The organism is Pseudomonas sp. B40(2017) (genome assembly GCF_002112855.1).
Classification (GTDB): Bacteria; Pseudomonadota; Gammaproteobacteria; order Pseudomonadales; family Pseudomonadaceae; genus Aquipseudomonas; species Aquipseudomonas pharyngis.
On record NZ_NEIT01000012.1, the window covers coordinates 117,855 to 136,839 of the forward strand.

The window sequence follows — 18,985 nt, forward strand, 5'->3', positions numbered from 1 at the left end:
ACTCCCGTGGCCGTTGATATCGAAGATAGCCGCTCTGCGCGCTTTGCCTTGCGCTGTTCAAGTTTCGCCGAACGATGGTTTCCCGACTCCTGGGTCTTCGCCGCGCTGGCGGTGATCATAGTCGCGCTGGGGACCCTGGCTATGGGTGCCAAACCCACCGACGCCGCCATGGCCTTCGGGGACGGGTTCTGGAGCCTGATCCCGTTCACCATGCAGATGGCCTTTGTGGTGATCGGCGGTTACGTGGTGGCCAGTTCGCCGCCTGCCGTGAAGCTGATCGATCGCCTGGCGCGGATCCCGAAGAACGGCCGCTCCGCCGTGGCCTGGGTTGCGCTGATCTCGATGGTCGCGTCCCTGCTCAACTGGGGGCTGTCGCTGGTGTTCGGCGGTCTGCTGGTCCGCGCCCTCGCCCGCCGCACCGATCTGAAAATGGACTACCGCGCCGCCGGTGCCGCCGCCTACCTTGGCCTCGGAGCCGTGTGGGCCTTGGGGCTGTCGTCGTCCGCCGCGCAGTTGCAGGCCAACCCGGCCAGCCTGCCGCCGTCGATCCTGTCGATCACCGGGGTGATTCCGTTCACCCAGACGATTTTCCTCTGGCAGTCGGGAGTCATGCTGCTGGCGCTGATCGTGATTTCGATCATCATCGCCTACGCCACCGCGCCCGGCCCGAACTCGGCACGTGACGCCAAGGCCTGCGGCATCGACCCAGCCTTCAATTTGCCGCCGCTGCAACCGCGCACCCGGCCCGGCGAATGGCTGGAGCACAGCCCGCTGCTGATCATTCTGCTGGTGCTGCTGGCGGCCGGATGGCTGTTCCACGAGTTCTCGACCAAACCTGCGATCACCGCGATTTCCGGGCTCAACACCTACAACTTTCTGTTCATCATGCTCGGCGCGTTGCTGCACTGGCGCCCGCGCAGCTTCCTCGATGCGGTGTCGCGCGCCGTGCCGACCACCACCGGGGTGCTGATCCAGTTCCCGCTGTACGGCTCGATTGCGGCGCTGATGACCACGGTCAAGGGCACTGACGCCCAGACTCTGGCCCATCACATCTCGACCTTCTTCGTCAGCATTGCCTCCCACGACACCTATGCACTGCTGATGGGCGTGTACTCGGCGATTCTCGGCTTTTTCATTCCGTCCGGCGGCGGCAAGTGGATCATCGAGGCGCCGTACGTGATGCAGGTGGCCAACGATCTGAACTATCACCTCGGCTGGGCGGTGCAGATCTACAACGCCGCCGAAGCCCTGCCGAACCTGATCAACCCGTTCTACATGCTGCCGCTGCTGGGCGTACTGGGCCTGAAGGCGCGGGATTTGATCGGTTTCTCGTTCGTGCAATTGCTGGTGCACACGCCGCTGGTGCTGGTGTTGCTGTGGGCGCTGGGCACGACGCTTTCCTACACACCACCAGTCATGCCGTAGGAAACGGAACCAAATGATGGGCTGGGCTCATCTTCTTACATCCACCGCAGCCCTATCCCACCTGACAAGTGGGAAAGGGCTGACTTTTTCCGCCGGCGCCATCGATTAGCCTTTCGGCTTTCAATCCTCCCCTGCTCCAAGGAAGAACCGATGACACCCATTTCCAAAACACTGGAAGAGCTGATCCGCGATATTTACCAGGATGATCACGTGACCGTGGTTGAGTACAGAACACTGCGCGACGACGCCGATCGGCGCATGGATGCGGTTGTTCGTGAATTCGGCCTGCACAACAATATGACTGCCTTCCAGAAAGCCATGGACGTGGCGATGCAGTTATTGCAGAGCGCCGTGATTGATGCAAAAAAAGGCAAGCTGAGCGACACCGGCGAAGCCGTGGTCAAAGATGCCGTAACCGCCCAGGTAAGGTACCTGCAAGCAGGGAGCGAGCTCGCCTTGCGACTGCTGTAGAAGGTGGCGTCCTGGTTCAGCTCGCAAAGACAGATTGCGGGCTGGATCGACATTGTCCTGCCCCCCCCCCCCGTTAGACCAACCCGGAGCGCCTGCGATTTGAGCTGGAGAACGTTCCGGGGTACTCCTCTCTCGACCGCCCGCCGCAAATAATGGCTCAGAGCCATCATCTTTCTTTACCGCGCCACTGCCTCGGTAATATTCTTGCGCGCCAATATCTGTTTCATTTTTTGTCTGAGCGCAAAGGGAGTTCGTTGCAATGATCGTCGGGATTGACCTGGGAACCACCAACAGCCTTGTTGCCGTATGGCAGGGCGACGCCACCGAGTTGGTGCCCAACGCCCTGGGGCAGTTCCTGACACCTAGCGTGGTGGGTCTGGACGATCAGGGCCGGATTCTGGTCGGGCAAGCCGCCCGTGAGCGTCTGCACACCCATCCGCGCCTGACCGCGTCGCTGTTCAAGCGCCATATGGGCAGTGCGACGGAGGTCTACCTCGGGGATAAAAAATTCCGCCCGGAAGAGCTGTCGGCGCTGGTGCTCAAGAGCCTGAAAGAAGACGTCGAGCGCACCTACGGCCAGACCGTTACGGAAGCCGTGATCAGCGTGCCGGCCTATTTCAGCGACGCCCAGCGCAAGGCCACGCGTATCGCCGGTGAGCTGGCGGGCCTGAAAGTCGAAAAGCTGATCAACGAACCCACCGCCGCCGCACTGGCTTACGGCCTGCACCAACGGGACAAGGAAACCTCGTTCCTGGTGTTCGACCTGGGCGGCGGCACCTTTGACGTGTCGATTCTCGAACTCTTCGAAGGCGTCATGGAAGTGCGCGCCAGCGCCGGTGACAACTTCCTCGGTGGAGAGGATTTCGACAACGTGTTGCTCGAGCACTTTATCGACCAACATCGCAACGTGTCGGATTTCCCCGAGCGCTCCACCATCCTCCAGCCGCTGCGCCGCGAAGCCGAGCGTGTGCGCCGCGCACTGGGCCAGGACGCCAGCGCCGAATTCCGAGTGCAAGTCGGCGAAAAACAATGGACCCAGACCATCACCCAGGCGCAAATGGCGACGCTGTACATGCCGCTGCTCGAACGCCTGCGCGCGCCGATCGAACGAGCCCTGCGCGACGCACGCATCCGCGTCAGCGACCTCGACGAAATCCTGCTGGTCGGCGGCACCACCCGCATGCCACTGGTGCGCAAACTGGCTGCAGGGCTGTTCGGCCGCTTCCCGTCGATCAGCCTCGATCCGGATCAGGTCGTGGCACAGGGCGCCGCCATTCAGGCAGCGCTCAAGGCCCGTTCGGCCGCGCTGGAAGAAGTGGTGCTCACCGATGTCTGCTCCTACACCCTGGGGATCGAGACCTCCACCCAGGTCGGTCGCCAGTATGAGAGCGGTCATTACCTGCCGATCATCGAACGCAACAGCATCGTTCCGGTCAGCCGGGTGAAAACCGTGCAGACCCTTCACGACAACCAGGAACAGGTCGTCGTGAAAATCTTTCAGGGCGAAAGCCGCCTGGTCAAAGACAACGTGGCGCTCGGCCAACTGGACATCAAGGTGCCCAAGCGCAAGGCCGGCGAAGTCGAGCTGGATGTACGCTTCACCTACGACAACAACGGCTTGCTCGAAGCCCAGGTCAGCATCCCCCTGACCGGTCAGCAACACTCGCTGGTCATCGAGAACAACCCCGGAGTGCTGACGCCCGAGGAAATCCAGCAACGTCTGCAAGCTCTGGCGCAATTGAAGATCCATCCACGCGAGCAGCAAGTGAACACCCTGCTCAGTGCACGGCTGGAACGTCTGTATCAGGAAAGCCTGGGCGACCTGCGCGATCAGATCGGCCATTGGGCCAAGCAATTCCAGCACGCCCTGGACTCTCAGGACGAGCGGCAGATCCGAGAGACCCGCACCGAACTGAGCAAGCAGTTGAGCGCCCTCGACCGCAGCCCCTGGCAGTAAGGAAGCACGACATGGAATGCTGGTCCGTCCTGCAACTGCCCGAAGACGCCGGGCTGCGCGATATCAAGCGCAGCTATGCGCGCCTGTTGAAAGTCTTCCGGCCCGATGAAGATGCCGCAGGCTTCCAGCGCCTGCGCGAGGCCTATGAGCGCGCACTGTCGATTGCCCAATGGCGCCTGGAAAACGAAGAGACCGAGGAACACGGCGACGTCATCCAGGCTCCGGGGATCGCCGCGCTGGCGGCACAAGAGCAGTCCATGGCTCAGCCGCTGCAGAAGACAGGGACCGATGCCTGGGATTACCCTTCGGCGCTATTTGAACCGTTGACCCCGGCCGCGCCCGAAGCACCGCTCGAATCGCCGATCTTGCGGGTACAGCCCCTGAATCCGGAGCCTCTTAACCTGGAACCCGAGCAGCTGACTGCCGACCCGGCCATTGAAGCCGCATCGCAATTGCTGAACGGCCTCTCGGAAGCCAACCTGGACGAGCGCTGGGAGCAAGCGCGCCAGCAGGATTGTGCGCAGGCGTTCCAGACATTGTTGCTGACGTTGTGCTTCGATCAGCCCGCCCTGCGCCTTTCGATTGCCCGTTGGGCGGTGCAGCACCTGGGTTGGCTGGGCCCCTGGCAGGAGATCGTCATCGGCGACGGGCAGCGCAGCATTCTCGCCAACGAGCTGCTGACGGATTACCGGCAATCGCTGGAAACGCTGCTCGCTTCGCAAAACGAGCGCGAATTTCTCGCGCTGCTCAGGACTTATACGGCCCAACCGTGGCTCCAGGTGTTCGACCGTCGGGAACACTGGCAGCAGATCATCCTGCAACTGCTGCAGGACACGGAGTGGAGCGTGCCGCTGTTCGACCGTATCTCCCAATTATTTGGCTGGGACGACACCAAGGGCATTCATCCGCAACCGGACTGGCTCTGGCAGGCGCTGATCGAGCGCTGCAACCAGGAAAGCCTCTACGACACTCTTTGCGCCCGGGCCGAAGATCTGCGCAACGGGTCGCCCGACGCACTGGCCGCGCGCATGCTGATCAGCCCGATGAAGCCGCGGCAACACAAAGACCTGACCGACCGCTTCATTCCGGCGGACTGGCAGGCCTGCCAGCAGTTGTCGGAAACCCTCAAGTGGCGCTTCCCCGACCTGCTCGCCCGCCTGCCGTACGCCGACGTTTTCTACTGGCGACGGTTTCTGCCGCGCTACATCGCCGCCGAAACCTGGTTGCGCTCCTGGGCCGCGATTGCGCTGGCGCTGTGGCTGTTCTATCTGCCCGCCGAGCACAAGACCACGGCAATGAGCATCGTCATTCCCCTGGCCTTCGCCTGCGTTCCTGTCTGGTTTTTCCGGATCGGCTTGAGTTATTGGTTTCTGATCAGCGCCCATTTGATCGTTCAGGATCTGTGGTTGACCGAAAGGATCATTCCACGCCGATGGAACCCTGATACCCGCTGGCTCGTGCTGCGCCATGGCGTACCGCAAGCCGTCATGATCCTGCTGTTCTCGGTCATGCTTGGTGGTCTGGGAGCCTTCACCTATATCGGCGTAATCGTGATCGGGCTCTGGCACAAGCGGCGCATCGGTACGCTCGACCCGGAGTTCAGCGACAAGCACCCATGGCTGACCGCGCTGCACTGGGCGCATTTCAGCCCGCTGCAATTGCTGTTTCTGGTGGTCATGACCAGCGTGATTCTTGCGAGTCAGCTTGGTTATTCGCTGAAACTCCTGTTCCCCGGCTAGGCTAGACGCGGGCCGGATTGCCCTCCACCAAGGTTTTACCCTCGCTGAAAAGGATCTGAGCATGTTGAAACTTGCAGGCCTCACCCTCGCGGCGCTCACGCTGAGCGCCGCCGCCCACGCCGATGTCGACCTGAAACTGGGCAGCACCGAACGCGTCACCCGCCTCTTCGCCTACCCCAACAATTGCAGCGTGATCTGCTTTCGCAACTGGACGCTGGAGCAGACCGTCGCCCATTACCTGAGCCAGAGCGTGCAGCGCGACGGCTACACCAACGCCAAAGTGCTGGTGAAAAACGACAACGATCAGCTCTACGCCGAAATCAGCGGCGTACCACAGGGCTACGACAAACCGCTGACCGCGCTGCTGGACGCCGGCGACCTGGCGTACAACGGCGCCAGCAAACTCAATGCCGACGGCAAATGGGCGTACAGCTGGTACCTGTTCCTGCCACTGGGCATGGCCCTGGAAAACCGCAAGAGTGTCGAGCTGCTGCACTTCCCGCCGGATTACTCGCTGACCCAGGCCCAGGATTACCTGCGCTCGAACACCACCGACCGCTGGGCCGCGCTGCTGACCGACAATGGCATCCCCGCCGACCAGACGCCGGCCTACCAGACCATCGTCGACATCGCCCCGATCGCCGCGCCTGCCAGCGCCGGCAAGGATCTGGAAGGCGTGTACGACTACTTCAAGGACTACCAGACCACCATGGTCAAGCAGGTCAGCCAGAACGCCAGCGGCGCCGTACTGCCAATGGTTGCCTTTGGTGCGCCGGTGCGTAACTGGATCAAGCAGCAATACGGTGCGAGCGTGAATGTACTGGGCCTGGCGACCATCAGCCCGAGTGCGGGCGTAAATGTGCCGGTGCTGGGTTCCAACCACCCGAGCTACATCTGGTATGCCGCCGACCCGAGCAACTACACCGGCGACGATGCCCAGGCCAAGGCCGATGCCGCGGGTCTGAAGGTGATGGGTCAGGACTTGAGCGCCGCCTGCTGGCAGGCCGGGATGGGCAGCAAACCAGGCACCGACCCGAAAACACTGCTCACCAGCTGCACCCAGACCTGGCAAGTAACGCAGAAAGCCAAGACCTGCGAGCTGTTCTACACCACGATCCGCAACGAGACCGTGGCACAAGCGGACAAAACCTGCTCGACCTCACCGGTCAAATCCCAGCTGCAAGAGCTGAAAAGCCCATTGCCGGACATGGCCGCGCCCGCCGCCCACCTCTGAGCAATCGGACGTTCTTCCCGTGTCAGCCCTGGCTGACCCGGGAAAGCGTCTATTTCGCCTGTCAGATCTGACAGTAGACCGTTAGTGTGATTTGCGCGATCTTGGATCCAATCATCGTGTTGCAGGACTGACAGGACGCCAGCCGAGGGAAGTCGCGACACCGAAGCCAACAGGGACCGTTATGAACACTTACGCACTACCGGGTAAACCGGCGCGCGATACCGAGGGCATTTATCCTTTTGCCGGGCTCCCCGTGCGCATGGGATTTCCGTCGAAGCAGGATTTCGAGATTGTTCACGATCCCGAGGGCGTGGCCACCGCTGTCGTAGCATGCCGGGCATTCCTGCGTATCACCCGAATGTGCCGGGTTTCTGGCCAACTGCTGCCCTATCGATGCCGGCAGACCCGGCAACTGCTGGCCGGTATCCACCTCTACGATCCGCGTTTTTGCGGCGCGTTCGAGCATTCCTGCGACCCGAACACCTTTCTCGACATGAGCGAGTTATGGGTATGGGCCCTGCGCGATATTGTGGAGGGTGAAAGGCTGACCATCGATTACACCGCCACCGAAGACAAACTGCTGCGGCAGTTTGCCTGTGGTTGCGGGTCCTCGAACTGCCGTGGGTGGATCACCGGTTACGACGAAACACCCAATCTTGAAGGCCAGCGCTATTTGCTGAACTGGCGGCGTCGGCAAGGTTTACGCTGAACGACCGATCAAGGCGCGCCGACCGGACGCAAACGGTACTGCGGCGGCAATTGCTCGAAACCGCTGATCGTGGTGTTCAGACTTTTCCAGCGACCATCCTTGATGCCGTAGATGCAGCCGTGGATCGACAGGCTCTGCCCGCGATGCCAGGCGTTCTGGATGATGCTGGTGTGGGCGACGTTGGCCACTTGCTGGATCACGTTGAGCTCGCACAGACGGTCGACCTGTTCTTCTTCGGTCGGCAGCCTGGCCAGTTCTTCGCGTTTTTCGTAGTACAGGTCGCGGATCGAACGCAGCCAGCCATCGATCAGGCCGAACTGGCGATCCTGCATCGACGCCCGCACACCGCCGCAGCCGTAGTGCCCGGTCACCAGGATATGTTTGACCTTGAGAACGTCCACCGCGTACTGGATCACCGACAGGCAGTTGAGGTCGGTGTGCAGCACCACGTTGGCGACGTTGCGGTGAACGAACAGATCGCCCGGCAGCATGCCGACGATTTCGTTGGCCGGCACCCGTGCGTCGGAGCAGCCGATCCACAGATATTCAGGTGTCTGCTGACGGGCCAGCTTGGCGAAGAAATCCGGGTCTTCCTTGGTGATCGCGTCAGCCCAACGCTCGTTGTTATCAATCAGGTCTTGTAAGTCATGCATGCTGTAAGGCCTCAAGAAAGATGCGCTGGTATGACAGTCGACCGCCCGTCGGGGTCACGCAGGGATCGCGGGTGATTTGCTTTGAATTCTCGCGCGCCTGGTGAGTCCACCTCAGTAAGGCCCACAGTATGAGGATTTGCCATGACTGATTCACGACGTCCGTACGATGCGGTGCAACCGGAGCCCATCGATGATAACGAAGACCGCATGGGGTCGGTGCACGAGCTGGATTTCGACGACGAAGAGCCCAGTGCGAAGATCGGCGATGAACTGCCTGAACGCGAGCGCGAACAGTTGATGCCCCGTGACCGCGTGCGCGAAGCCGGTTTGACCGGGGCATCGACCGCCGATCATGAACCTACCGACGACGACCTCAGCCCGGAAACCCTGATCCGTGAAGATGGCGCCCGGGATGCCCAGGAACTCGGAGAAGGCAATCAGGCCGATTGGGATCTGAGCGTGGTCGACGAGGACGACATCGGCGGCGGCAATGGGCTGGATGAAGCGGAACTGGCGCGGCGTGATCCGCTGGATGGCAACCGCTGACGGGCGTCGCCAGGCAGACCGCTATCGCCAGCAGGCTGGCTGGCTGGCTCCCGCATTGGAATGCATTTCCTTGTGGGAGCCAGCCTGCTGGCGATTGTTTTGATCAGTCGACGAGCGTGCAGGCCATGACCACGGCATCTTCACGCCCGCCGACCGCCGGGTAGTAATCCCGACGTCGGCCGATCTCGTTGAAGCCATAACGTTCATACAGGCGAAACGCCGAGGTGTTGCTGTCGCGCACTTCCAGGAAACATTCCCGGGCATTGGCGGCGTAGGCGCGGGACATCAGGTATTCGAGCAGGGTCAGCCCCAGCCCGCGCCCCTGGTTTTCCGGCTTGACCGTGATGTTGAGCAGATGCGCCTCATCGAGAATGATCTGCACCACCCCGTGTCCCACCTGTTGCTCGCCTTCGAACATCAGCCAGATCTGGTACTTGCCCAGGCCATCGAGAAAAATCCCGCGGGTCCACGGATGGCTGTACGCGGCGAATTCAATCTTCAGCACGGCGTCCAGATCCGCCTCGGTCATCGGGCGAAACGATACAGCGTCACTCATTCGATTCTTTCCAGCGCGCCATCAGCCGACGCATGGCTTGCCACACGGCGGCCTTGCGCTGTGGCTCTTCCATCAACAATTCCAGCCCCGGCACGGCCCACGCCAGGCCAAGACCCTCGATTTGCAATTCACGGTTGAACGCTTCGGCATCCGCCTCACCGGCAAAGCGCACCGCCGGCAGGCCGATCAGCCACAGGCAGGCGCACGGCGCCGCCTCCATCTGCACCGACAGGAAACCCTGGACGAAATCCCGGGCCGCTTCAGGGCCCTGATCCATCGTGCCGCGATTCAGCCATGGCCAGCGCACCGGCTCACCGACAATCTGCGGCGCGTCCGGCAGGCCGGCGGCACGCAGCATGTCCTTGAGCAACAGATAGGCAGGATCGCGCGACTGGAAGGCTTCGCCTGTGGGTAACTCCACCAGCAGCAGGCAACGGCCGGCGCGCAGCAATTGCAGGGCGAAACGCGGTGGCGGCACCGGCGCCGGCTTGGCCACCACGGGTGTGTCGTCGACTTCTTCGACCGGTTTGGCGCCCGTACGGGTGCTGGCCAGCGAAGGTCGCGGAACCTCGATCTTCGGCCGCTCGACCGGACGCGCAGCCGGCTGCTCCGGCGCTTCGGCCGGGGTTGCCGGAATCACCGGCGCGGCAATCCCGGGCTCGGGCTCGGGCATGTCCAGCAGCTCGGGCCGCGACGGCGCGGCAAAGGGCAATTCGGTGCGCGGCAGCCAATTGACCACCTGCATGGCGTTCAAATAGGCGCGGCGGCGGGACTCGATTAGCAAGGGTCGGCCACTTGTGGATAACTGAAGTGCGCTGATTCTACCGCCCTTCGCTCAAGATCGCGCGCTGTTGATCGATAGTCTTGACCGATACCTTGACGCAAAGAAAAGCGACAGCCCGTCCCGAGAGTGAATCGCATCCTTCGTGATGCAGTACAATCGCGGCTTTTAATCGCCAACCAGCCGGCCATTCCGATGATCGAACCCAAGCGCGTCTTGCGCGCCCTCGCTGAACACTGGGCACTTCTGGAGCCACTGTGCGAGCACTTCGACCAGGGCACCCTGAGCCTCAACGAACTGCGCACGCAACTGGCCGCCCAACAACTGGACAGCACGCCGCAGGACATTACCAGCCTGCTCGACGTGTGGATCCGCCTCGACATTCTGGTTCCCGTGGCCAAAAGCCCGAACCGTTTCGAGCTCAATGCGCAGATTCACGACTTCCTCGCCTACCTGCGCCGCGAGCACCGTCTGGGCCTGTGCCTGGAAATCGAAGCCTATCTGCGTCACCTCGAGCGTCTGGCCGGTTATATCCAGGATGCGTTCGACGTCCGTGACGGCAATGATTTGGCCCGTCAGCTGCGTCTGCTCGACATGCGCGTGCGCGACGTTCTGAAGAAACTCGACAACGACGAACAGGCGTTGGTGGCCGTGGCCGAACGGGCCAAGACCAGCGACCGGCAGATCCCGCTGCGTCAGCGTTATGCCGAAGTGCTGGCGACCTGGGACGAATATGTCGAGCCGATGATCGATCTGGTGAACGCCGACGGCGCCTTCGAGCAAGGCGTGCGCAAGGTCGAAACCGTGCTGCTGAAGATGCTCAGCGAACAGCAGCGCCTCGGCCATCTGGTCGATGACGACATGCTGCTGCGCACCCACGCGCGCATCCTCGAAATGCAGACCAGTGCCCAGTTGACCTTGCGTCACGCCCGGGAACTGTTGCTGCCGCTGCGTGAAGAGGCTCGCCGACACAACGCCGTGACCCGTGGTGCTGCACTGGCGCTGGCCGCGATCCGCCGCAAAGGCATTGACGCCGTACCGCAAGCCGCGATGCCGCTGTTCACCCGGCCGCAAAGCACCTTCCTCGGCAGCGCCAGCCAGGTTGAAGCCTACGTCTACGCCCTGGCCCGTTTCGAGCCGAAACCGGCGCGTTTCCCCAAGGCGCACAAGTCGCAAAAGAGCGGCGATGCCCCGCGCGCACCGCGCACCGTGCGCGAGATGGTCGACCGCTGCGAAGAGTCCCTGCCGATGCCGGACCTGATGACCTGGCTGCTGGAGCAGGAACCGGACGGCGCGACCGACGAATTGCTTTACTGGTTCTCGCGCCTGTCGCGGGAAAAACGCTTCAAGCGCGAGCGTCTGGAACGCCGCGAATATCACACTCACGAGCACCAGGTCAGCCTGCGCTCCTTCGCCCTGCTCTCGGCCGCCGACACCGCCGCCGAGGATTCTGCGAGCATCCCCAATGCATCTTGATCTATCCGAACTGTCGCAACTCGCGCCGATCTTCCGCGAGCTGTTCAAGGGTTACCACGTCAGCCGCCGCGACCCGGAGCTGTACGCACAACTGTCGAACTTCCAGGACCAATACCGCACGCTGTTCAAGGCACTGGGCTTCGAACTGGTCTGCGACACCCGTGGTTTTTATTACTTCGTGCCGGACATGGCGGCTGCGGCGGTGAACAAGACTGCCCAGCGCCTGGCGCTGTTCACTTTCATCCTGGTCGAACATCTGGCCGATCAGGGCCGCGACCCGATCGCCGTGCTCGACGGTGGCAGCCTCGGCCGTGAAGAACTGCCGTCGCTGCTGGAAAAGTACCGCGACCTGTTCATCCAGGCCGAAGTACAGACCGTCGAAGAACTCGAAGAAAAAATCATGCGCCGCATGACTCAGCTCGGCTTCGCCAGCGAGGAAAACGGCGTGTACCGTTTCCTGCCGCCGATGCACCGGTTCCTCGACGTCTGCCTGTCGGTTCAGCAGGACCGCGATCTGGCGGCCAGCGTGCACAGCGTTCTGCCCCTGCCGGCACCGGTGCTGATCGACGAAGAGGCCGAGGCGAAATTCCTCGCCACCGACGACCCGCTCGATCTCAGCGAATTTGAGGAAGAGAGCGAAGAAGACGCACTGGCCCGCGCCATTGCCGAAGAACAGGAGTCCGACGCATGAGCCAGGAACGCTACGGCATCCGCCGCTTTGCCCTTTTGAACACCGCCGGTTACAGCCTCGGCCTGTTCCCGCTGGAAGAACCGCTGTCGGTCTACGGCGCGAACAACCTCGGCAAATCCGCCTCGATCAACGCCTTGCAGTTCCCGATCCTGGCGCGCATGTCGGACATGAGTTTCGGCAAGTACAGCCTGGAGCAGTCCCGGCGCTTCTACTTTGCCTCCGACACCAGCTACATCCTCGTCGAAGTGAACCTGCCTCATGGCCCGCACGTGATCGGCGTGGTCGGTCGCGGCCCGGGCGGCGGTTTCGGTCACCAGTTCTTTGCCTACGCCGGCAAGCTCGATCTGGCGCACTACCAGAAAAACGACACTTGCCTGCGGCAGAAAGAGCTATTCAGCAACCTTGAGAAAGAAGGCCTGAAAGCCTACGAACTCAAGCCTGATGAGCTGCGTCGCTTGCTGGTTGGCGGTCACACGTCGATCCCGCTGGATCTGACGCTGATCCCGCTGCGCTCCACCAGCGAGCAGAGCCTGAAGACCTTCCGCGCGCTGTTCATCAACCTGCTGCACATGCGCGAAATCACCGCGGCCAAGCTCAAGCAATTGTTCCTCGATGCCTTCGAACACAGCCTGCGCTCTGGCAGCGTCGATTACATCGCCGCGTGCGAAGAAGCCTTCCGCGATGTGCGTCGCATGGAACAGGACTACAACTCGCTGGTGGCTGCCGGCCCGCTGGTCGAAGCCTTGGCCAACGGCGTGAAACAGCGCGACGTACTGCGCGGCAAACTGCATCGCCTGTCGCCGCTGCTCGACTCGTTGCTCGGCACCTGGTCGGACTACGCCACGGCGCGCAAGGAAGAACTGACGATTCAGGCCGAACACTACCGTCGCGAGCAGGACGATCTGCAAAACGATCAGCGTGGCGGCACTCAGGAACTGATGCGTCTGGAGCGGGAAATCTCCGGCATCCAGCGCTGGCTCGGCGAGTTGTCGGTGCTGAAGAACCGCTTCGCCCTGGTCGATGACGTCAAGGTTCTTGAGCAGCAATTGCTGGCAGCCAAGGACGCTCACGACGAACTGGCCGGTGCGCTGGCGCAGTCCCGCCAGTTCAGCGCCGAGGATCTCGAAGAACGTCTTCGCGATCTGGAAAAGCGTCTGAAGTCGGTGAAGCAGCAACTCGATCACGCCGACAACAACAGCTACGCCCGCCTGCGCGAAGAATTTTCGCAACAGGACGTCGAGCGCCTGATGCGCCTGTTCAACAGCGCACTGTTCAGCCTGCCGCTGGGCGAACACGGCATCACCCTCGACGACGATGGCGAATGGGTGAAGTCCGTCGAACTGATCCTCGACGGCTTCAAGGGCGAGCGTTTCGAAGTGCCGGGCCTGTCGATCGACATCTCGCACATCGAGCCGCCGGCTCTGCAAGCACTGGCCGACCGTGCCGCGTTGCGCGATCAGAAAGAGCGTCTGGAAAAAGAGCTCAAGCAACTCAAGACCCAGCAAGCCGTGGCCGCTGACCGCGCCGCGAGCAAGACCCAGACCGAAGCGCTGTACCAGCAGGTGCTGGATGCGCAGAAAGCGCTGGAAGACTTCCGCCGCACCCAGACCCTGAGCGCCGAAGAAGGCGACAAGCTGGAGCAACTGGCGCAGATGGAAGCCGCGCAGGACGAACTCAAGCGTTCCAGCGATGCGTTCACCGAGCGCGTCCAGCAGCTGTCGGCCAAGCTGCAACTGGTCGGCCGGCAGATCGCCGACATGGAAGCCAAGCAACGCACCCTCGACGACGCCCTGCGCCGTCGTCAGCTGTTGCCGGCGGACCTGCCATTCGGCACACCGTTCATGGATCCGGTCGACGATTCGATGGACAACCTGCTGCCGCTGCTCAATGACTATCAGGACAGCTGGCAAGGCCTGTTGCGCGCCGATGGCCAGATCGAGGCACTGTACGCGCAGGTGCGCCTCAAGGGCGTGGCCAAGTTCGACAGTGAAGACGACATGGAGCGCCGCCTGTCGTTGCTGATCAACGCTTACGCGCACCGTACCGACGAAGCCCTGACCCTGGGCAAGGCCCGTCGTGCAGCCGTGACCGATATCGCACGGACCCTGCGCAACATCCGCAGTGACTACGACAGCCTCGAGCACCAACTGGCGCTGTTCAACCGCGAGATCAACAAACGTCAGGTGTCCAACCTGCAGAGCTTCCGCATCGTGCTCGCGCCGAACAAGGAAGCGCTCAAGCACATCGACCAGATCATCCACAGCGCCGGTCAGTACGAAGAAGGCGAAACCCTGTCGGTGTTCGACCTGAGCCAAAGTGCGGAACAGGACAACAAGAACGAAGAGGCCAAGGAATACCTGGCGCGGCTGGTGGCGGCGAACCACAACCAGCTCGGCCTCAAGGACTTGTTCGAACTGGCGTTCGAGATCACCAAGGTCAACGGCCAGCCAGTTATCCACACCGACATCGATGGCGCAGCGTCCAACGGCACCACGATGACCATCAAGGCGCTGACCAACATGTACCTGTTGCTGCACTTGATGGACCGCGACCTGGCCGGTCGCGTGCGCCTGCCGTACTACCTCGACGAGGCGGCGGACATCGACGAGAAGAACCAGGCTGCGCTGCTGGAAACCAGCCTGCAACTGGGCTTCGTGCCGATTCTGGCGAGCGTGAAGCCGCAGGTCTGCGCCAGTGTCGCCATCGACCTGGAAGGCGGCAGCGGCCCGGCCGGGATCTACATCGACGAGGCGGACTGGAAGTACATCCGTCGCCACGATGCGGTGAAGGCCACCGTCAATGTCCAGGCCGACGAGCCGGAGCTGGATGCGGTTTGATGCGTAACTGACGGGCACAAAAAAGGGCCGCGATCCATTGGATCGCGGCCCTTTTTTATGTCTTGGAATTTTGTGCTGAATGACAAGGCCTATTCACGGGTAAGCCCGCGAAGGCGTCCTCAACAACGCCCCATATTTCCCGAATTATTTACCGAGGGGGATTTTCGGTGCCCAGTTCAGCCACTCGTCTTCGAACTTGTCGAACAGCGGGAAGGTTTGTTCGGCGCGCGCGGGGTTGCCCATCTGCTCGCCGTCCGGCGTGGCGAAGGCAATGCCGCCCTGAATAGCTGTCTCAAGCGACTCCGTGCGCACCGTTACGCCTTTGAACAGCCCGATGTCGAAACCAACGCCACTGGTGTTCCAGAAGCGACTGCCGCTGCGTACCAACGGGGCGTATTTCGGCTCGATCAGGATGTGCACCAGTACGCGATCGGCGGTCTGGCCCAGTTCGTAACCGGTAACTTTACCTACGGTGATCTCACGGTAGGTGACCGGCACGCCCGGTTTCAGCGAGCCACGACGGGCAGCGCTCAGTACCAGACTCAAGCCAGCCTCTTGCTTGGTGACTTCCGGCGCATTGGCCAGGGCCACGAAGTTCTTCTGCGGGCCGAGGTTCTTGGCCGCCGGTTGCACTTCGATGTACTGGCCGGTGACCAGGGTTTCCAGGTTCGAGGTCTTGATCAGCCCCAACTCCGGTTTGACCACCCAGAACTGGCTACCGACACGGGCGATCTTCTCCGGGACTTCGGTGATGCGCGCGGTGAGGATCACCGATTGCAGATCATCGGTCAGGTCGACACTTTCGATCTTGCCGACGTCCAGCCCCTTGAAGCGCACCGGGGTGCCGCTGCGCAGACCGTCCGCGCGATCGACCTTGATGGTGACGACGGCGCCTTTCTGATTCGCTTCATCATGGTTGGCGAACAGACGGAAACGCGGAATACGTTTTTGCAGCGGTGCCTTGGCTTGCGGCGTTTCGAAGGCAATGCCGCCGGCCATCAGCGTCTGCAGCGACTCACTCTTGACCTGAATCCCACCGGTCAAACCGCCGGTCAGCGTGACGCCGCTGACGTTCCAGAATCGGGTCGAAGCGTTGACCAGGTTTTCGTATTCCTTCTCGATGTGGACGCCGATCACCAGTTGCTTGCGGGTCTTGGAGAACTGATAGCTCTGCACCGAACCGACCTTGACCTGCTTGTAGAGGATCGGACTGCCGACATCGATCGAGCCTAGGGTGTCGGTGAACAGCACCAGGTGCAGGCCGGGTGCGCGCAGATCCAGCGGCGGCGCTTTGGGCCGGGCCTCGAACTCACGCTGTGGCGCACCGCCCTTGTCGCCCGGACGTACGGCGATGTAGTTACCTTTTACCAGCGCTTCCAGACCGGTGATGCCGGCCAGAGAGATCGAAGGTTTGACCACCCAAAACTGCGTGCCGGTGACCAGATAGTCCTCGGCCAACGGATCGAGGGTCAGCTCAGCGGTCGCGCTGGACAGGTCCGGATCGATCTTCAGCGCTTTCAGGTTACCGACCTGAATGCCCTTGTACATCACCGGAGTGCGCCCGGCTTGCAGGCCTTCGAAATCGCTGAGTTTGACCTTCACGCGGATGCCGGCGGCGGCCGCATCGAAGTCTTCGTAGAGACGGAACGGCAGGCTTGGATCGGTGGGCGGGCTGTCCTTGCGGTTCTCCGGGGTGGCGAAGGCGATGCCGCCGGCAACGATGCTGGCAAGGGATTCGCTGCGCACTTTCACGCCGGACAGGTTGGCGTCGATGCTGATGCCGCTGGCATTCCAGAATCGTGTGTGTTTGCGCACCAGTTTGGCGTAGGTCGGTTCGATGAACACCTTGAGCTCGACCGTGCTCTGGTCTTCCGACAGCACGTAACTTTTGATCTGACCGACTTTGATCTGCTTGTAGAACACCGGGCTGCCGCGATTCAGCGAACCGAGGCGATCAGCCTTGATCGTCAAGTGCAGACCGGGCTTGGAGTCCGACAGCGGCGGTTCTTCGGCCAAGGCCTTGAACTTTCGGGTCGGTTCGCCTTCACCAGGGCTGATAGCGACGTAGTTACCCGATACCAGAGTTTCCAGACCCGTGATCCCGGCCAGCGTCACGCTCGGTTTGACCAGCCAGAAACGGGTACTGGTCTTCAGGTACTGATCAACATCCTTGTTCATCTCGATAGTTGCGATGACACCTTTGGAGTTGCCTTCATCATCGAGCTTGAGGGCTTTCACCTTGCCGACCGGCATGCCTTTGTAGACCACTTCGGTCTTGTTGGCCTGAATGCCTTCACCACTTTCAAACCGCACCTGAATCTCGATACCGGTTTCATTGTAGGCACGCCAGCCGAGCCAGCCGCCGATAATCAGGGCGATCAGGGGCAGCACCCAGATGGCAGACCAGTTCGAAGCCGGTCGGGTTTTCGCTACAGGCAAATCAGTCATGGTCGGCGTCCGACTCCGTGTTATCCCAAATCAGTCGGGGATCGAAAGTGACAGCGGCGAGCATCGTCAGAATCACCACAGTGGCGAAGGCGATGGCGCCAAGATTGGCTTCGACACTGGCGAGCCGGCCGAAGTTGACGACCGCCACCAGAATGGCGATCACGAAAATATCGAGCATCGACCAGCGGCCGATGAACTCGATGAAGCGGTACATCCAGATCCGCTGACGTGCGGACAAGGGCTGGCGGCGCTGTACGGAAAACAGCAGCAGCGCGATGCCCACCAGCTTGAATGTCGGCACCAGGATACTGGCGATGAACACCACGGCGGCGATGGGAATCATGCCGTGCTGCACCAATTGGATGACACCGGACATGATCGTGCTCGGATCCCCCTGACCAAGCGAGCTGACTGTCATGATCGGCAGTACGTTGGCCGGGATGTAGATAATCGCGGCCGTGATCAGCAACGCCCAGGTTCGCGCGAGACTATTGGGCCGCCGGGCGTGAACCAGCGCACCGCATCGGGTGCAGGTCTGCACATCGCTGTCGGTATCCTGCCTGTTCAGTTCGTGGCATTCGGTACAGATCAGAATGCCTGCATCAATCGCCCGCATGGGCATCTTCTCCTGATAACGCCTGCCAGATCTGGTGCGGCGACATCACCACTTCGAGCCAAACCTGAACCAGTAACAAACCGATGAAACATGCCAGACCGAGGCCGACGGTGATGGCCGCCATGTCCGCCAGTTTGACGATCGCGACAAGGACGCCCATGAGATAGACCTCAAGCATGCCCCAGTCTTTGAGGTGGTGATAAATGCGGTAGAGCAACAGACCATAGCTGCGGCCGACATTGAAGCGAATTGTGAGTAAAACGAACAACTGGCAGAGCAGCTTGAGCAGCGGTATGGCCATGCTGCACAGAAATACCACGATCGAAACGCCCTGCATGTCAGTGTTGAACAGACCGAGCACGCCGCTCCATACCGTATCCTGCGAGGATTGCCCGAGAATATTGAGCTGCATGATGGGTAAAAAGTTTGCCGGGATGTACAACAGCAATGCCGCAATCACCAGGGCAAGGCTGCGCTGCACCACATTATGGCGATGGGCATACAGTTCGTAACCGCAACGTGGGCAGAGGGCTTTTTCGCCATGAGCAAGGGTTGGCTTGCGCATCAGCAGGTCGCACTCGTGACAGGCCACCAAGTCTTCCAGCGGTAATTCTGACAGCCCTTGGGCGCCAACCGGATCTGACATAAAGGCTCTGGCTCCAAAAAAGGTGGGACTATTCTAGTGTTCTGATTCGAAAATAACTGTGCAAATTTGTTCGCTGTCGCGAGTAAAACTTTTCAACGGACAAAACAAAACCCCAACTGCTTTCGCAATTGGGGTTTCGGAATTTAATCTTGACGATGACCTACTCTCACATGGGGAAACCCCACACTACCATCGGCGAT

At 61.3% G+C, this 18,985-nt stretch carries 16 protein-coding genes; 10 read left to right on the forward strand and 6 right to left on the reverse strand.

Annotated elements, in window-relative coordinates; all coding sequences use genetic code 11:
* The first annotated feature begins 6 nt into the window (after positions 1-6).
* The 6 genes from CAF76_RS27810 to CAF76_RS27835 all read left to right on the forward strand — a co-directional run bounded on the left by CAF76_RS27810 (position 7) and on the right by CAF76_RS27835 (position 7,535).
* Entirely contained in the window at positions 7-1,425 is a 1,419-nt protein-coding gene (locus CAF76_RS27810) for a short-chain fatty acid transporter (protein ID WP_085649235.1), read from the forward strand.
* Between the two features lie 150 nt (positions 1,426-1,575).
* Positions 1,576-1,896 (forward strand): hypothetical protein, encoded by a 321-nt coding sequence (locus CAF76_RS27815; protein ID WP_064599413.1) that lies wholly within the window; start codon positions 1,576-1,578, stop codon positions 1,894-1,896.
* A gap of 259 nt (positions 1,897-2,155) precedes the next feature.
* Positions 2,156-3,853 carry a molecular chaperone HscC gene (locus CAF76_RS27820; protein WP_085613410.1) on the forward strand — a complete coding sequence of 566 codons (1,698 nt, stop codon included), beginning with the start codon at positions 2,156-2,158 and terminating at the stop codon, positions 3,851-3,853.
* Between the two features lie 11 nt (positions 3,854-3,864).
* On the forward strand, positions 3,865-5,592 hold the full coding sequence (locus tag CAF76_RS27825; protein ID WP_085649236.1) for a J domain-containing protein: 1,728 nt from the start codon (positions 3,865-3,867) through the stop codon (positions 5,590-5,592).
* 61 nt (positions 5,593-5,653) lie between these two features.
* Positions 5,654-6,826, forward strand: a complete 1,173-nt coding sequence (locus tag CAF76_RS27830) for a hypothetical protein (protein ID WP_085649237.1) — start codon at positions 5,654-5,656, stop codon at positions 6,824-6,826.
* Positions 6,827-7,007: 181 nt separating this feature from the next.
* Entirely contained in the window at positions 7,008-7,535 is a 528-nt protein-coding gene (locus tag CAF76_RS27835) for an SET domain-containing protein-lysine N-methyltransferase (RefSeq protein WP_064599421.1), read from the forward strand.
* 8 nt (positions 7,536-7,543) lie between these two features.
* Here CAF76_RS27835 and can read toward each other — a convergent pair whose 3' ends face one another.
* Positions 7,544-8,188: a carbonate dehydratase gene (gene can / locus CAF76_RS27840; protein ID WP_011335942.1), complete on the reverse strand. Its 645-nt coding sequence runs from the start codon at positions 8,186-8,188 to the stop codon at positions 7,544-7,546.
* 141 nt (positions 8,189-8,329) lie between these two features.
* Between can and CAF76_RS27845 the strand changes: the two genes are divergently transcribed.
* On the forward strand, positions 8,330-8,734 hold the full coding sequence (locus CAF76_RS27845; protein ID WP_064599423.1) for a hypothetical protein: 405 nt from the start codon (positions 8,330-8,332) through the stop codon (positions 8,732-8,734).
* 103 nt (positions 8,735-8,837) lie between these two features.
* On the opposite strand, the gene rimI is transcribed toward CAF76_RS27845, so the two are convergent.
* Together rimI and CAF76_RS27855 are read right to left on the reverse strand one after the other, a co-directional pair.
* Positions 8,838-9,290: a ribosomal protein S18-alanine N-acetyltransferase gene (gene rimI / locus CAF76_RS27850; protein WP_039766383.1), complete on the reverse strand. Its 453-nt coding sequence runs from the start codon at positions 9,288-9,290 to the stop codon at positions 8,838-8,840.
* Complete coding sequence (locus CAF76_RS27855) at positions 9,283-10,035, reverse strand: hypothetical protein (RefSeq protein WP_064599426.1); 753 nt, start codon at positions 10,033-10,035, stop codon at positions 9,283-9,285. Before CAF76_RS27855 ends, rimI begins: the two co-directional genes overlap by 8 nt.
* Positions 10,036-10,266: 231 nt before the next feature.
* Here CAF76_RS27855 and mksB point away from each other — a divergent pair, with 231 nt between their 5' ends.
* Genes mksB through mksF form a run of 3 tightly spaced genes read left to right on the forward strand, consistent with a single transcriptional unit; the run spans position 10,267 to position 15,075 of the window.
* Positions 10,267-11,547: an Mks condensin complex protein MksB gene (gene mksB, locus CAF76_RS27860; protein ID WP_178076210.1), complete on the forward strand. Its 1,281-nt coding sequence runs from the start codon at positions 10,267-10,269 to the stop codon at positions 11,545-11,547.
* Positions 11,537-12,238 carry an Mks condensin complex protein MksE gene (gene mksE, locus CAF76_RS27865; protein WP_011335946.1) on the forward strand — a complete coding sequence of 234 codons (702 nt, stop codon included), beginning with the start codon at positions 11,537-11,539 and terminating at the stop codon, positions 12,236-12,238. Before mksB ends, mksE begins: the two co-directional genes overlap by 11 nt.
* Complete coding sequence (mksF, locus tag CAF76_RS27870; RefSeq protein WP_085649239.1) at positions 12,235-15,075, forward strand: Mks condensin complex protein MksF; 2,841 nt, start codon at positions 12,235-12,237, stop codon at positions 15,073-15,075. The genes mksE and mksF overlap by 4 nt, the downstream gene beginning before the upstream one ends.
* A 144-nt stretch (positions 15,076-15,219) precedes the next feature.
* On the opposite strand, the gene CAF76_RS27875 is transcribed toward mksF, so the two are convergent.
* From CAF76_RS27875 to CAF76_RS27885, 3 genes are read right to left on the reverse strand one after another with little or no spacing between them, the layout of a single operon-like run.
* Positions 15,220-17,523 carry a PqiB family protein gene (locus CAF76_RS27875; protein WP_085649240.1) on the reverse strand — a complete coding sequence of 768 codons (2,304 nt, stop codon included), beginning with the start codon at positions 17,521-17,523 and terminating at the stop codon, positions 15,220-15,222.
* Positions 17,516-18,139, reverse strand: coding sequence for a paraquat-inducible protein A (locus CAF76_RS27880; RefSeq protein WP_085649241.1), 624 nt, complete (start codon positions 18,137-18,139; stop codon positions 17,516-17,518). The genes CAF76_RS27875 and CAF76_RS27880 overlap by 8 nt, the downstream gene beginning before the upstream one ends.
* A complete protein-coding gene (locus CAF76_RS27885) occupies positions 18,126-18,785 on the reverse strand; it encodes a paraquat-inducible protein A (RefSeq protein ID WP_039766393.1) in 660 nt (219 codons plus the stop codon). Before CAF76_RS27885 ends, CAF76_RS27880 begins: the two co-directional genes overlap by 14 nt.
* Positions 18,786-18,985 lie beyond the last annotated feature (200 nt).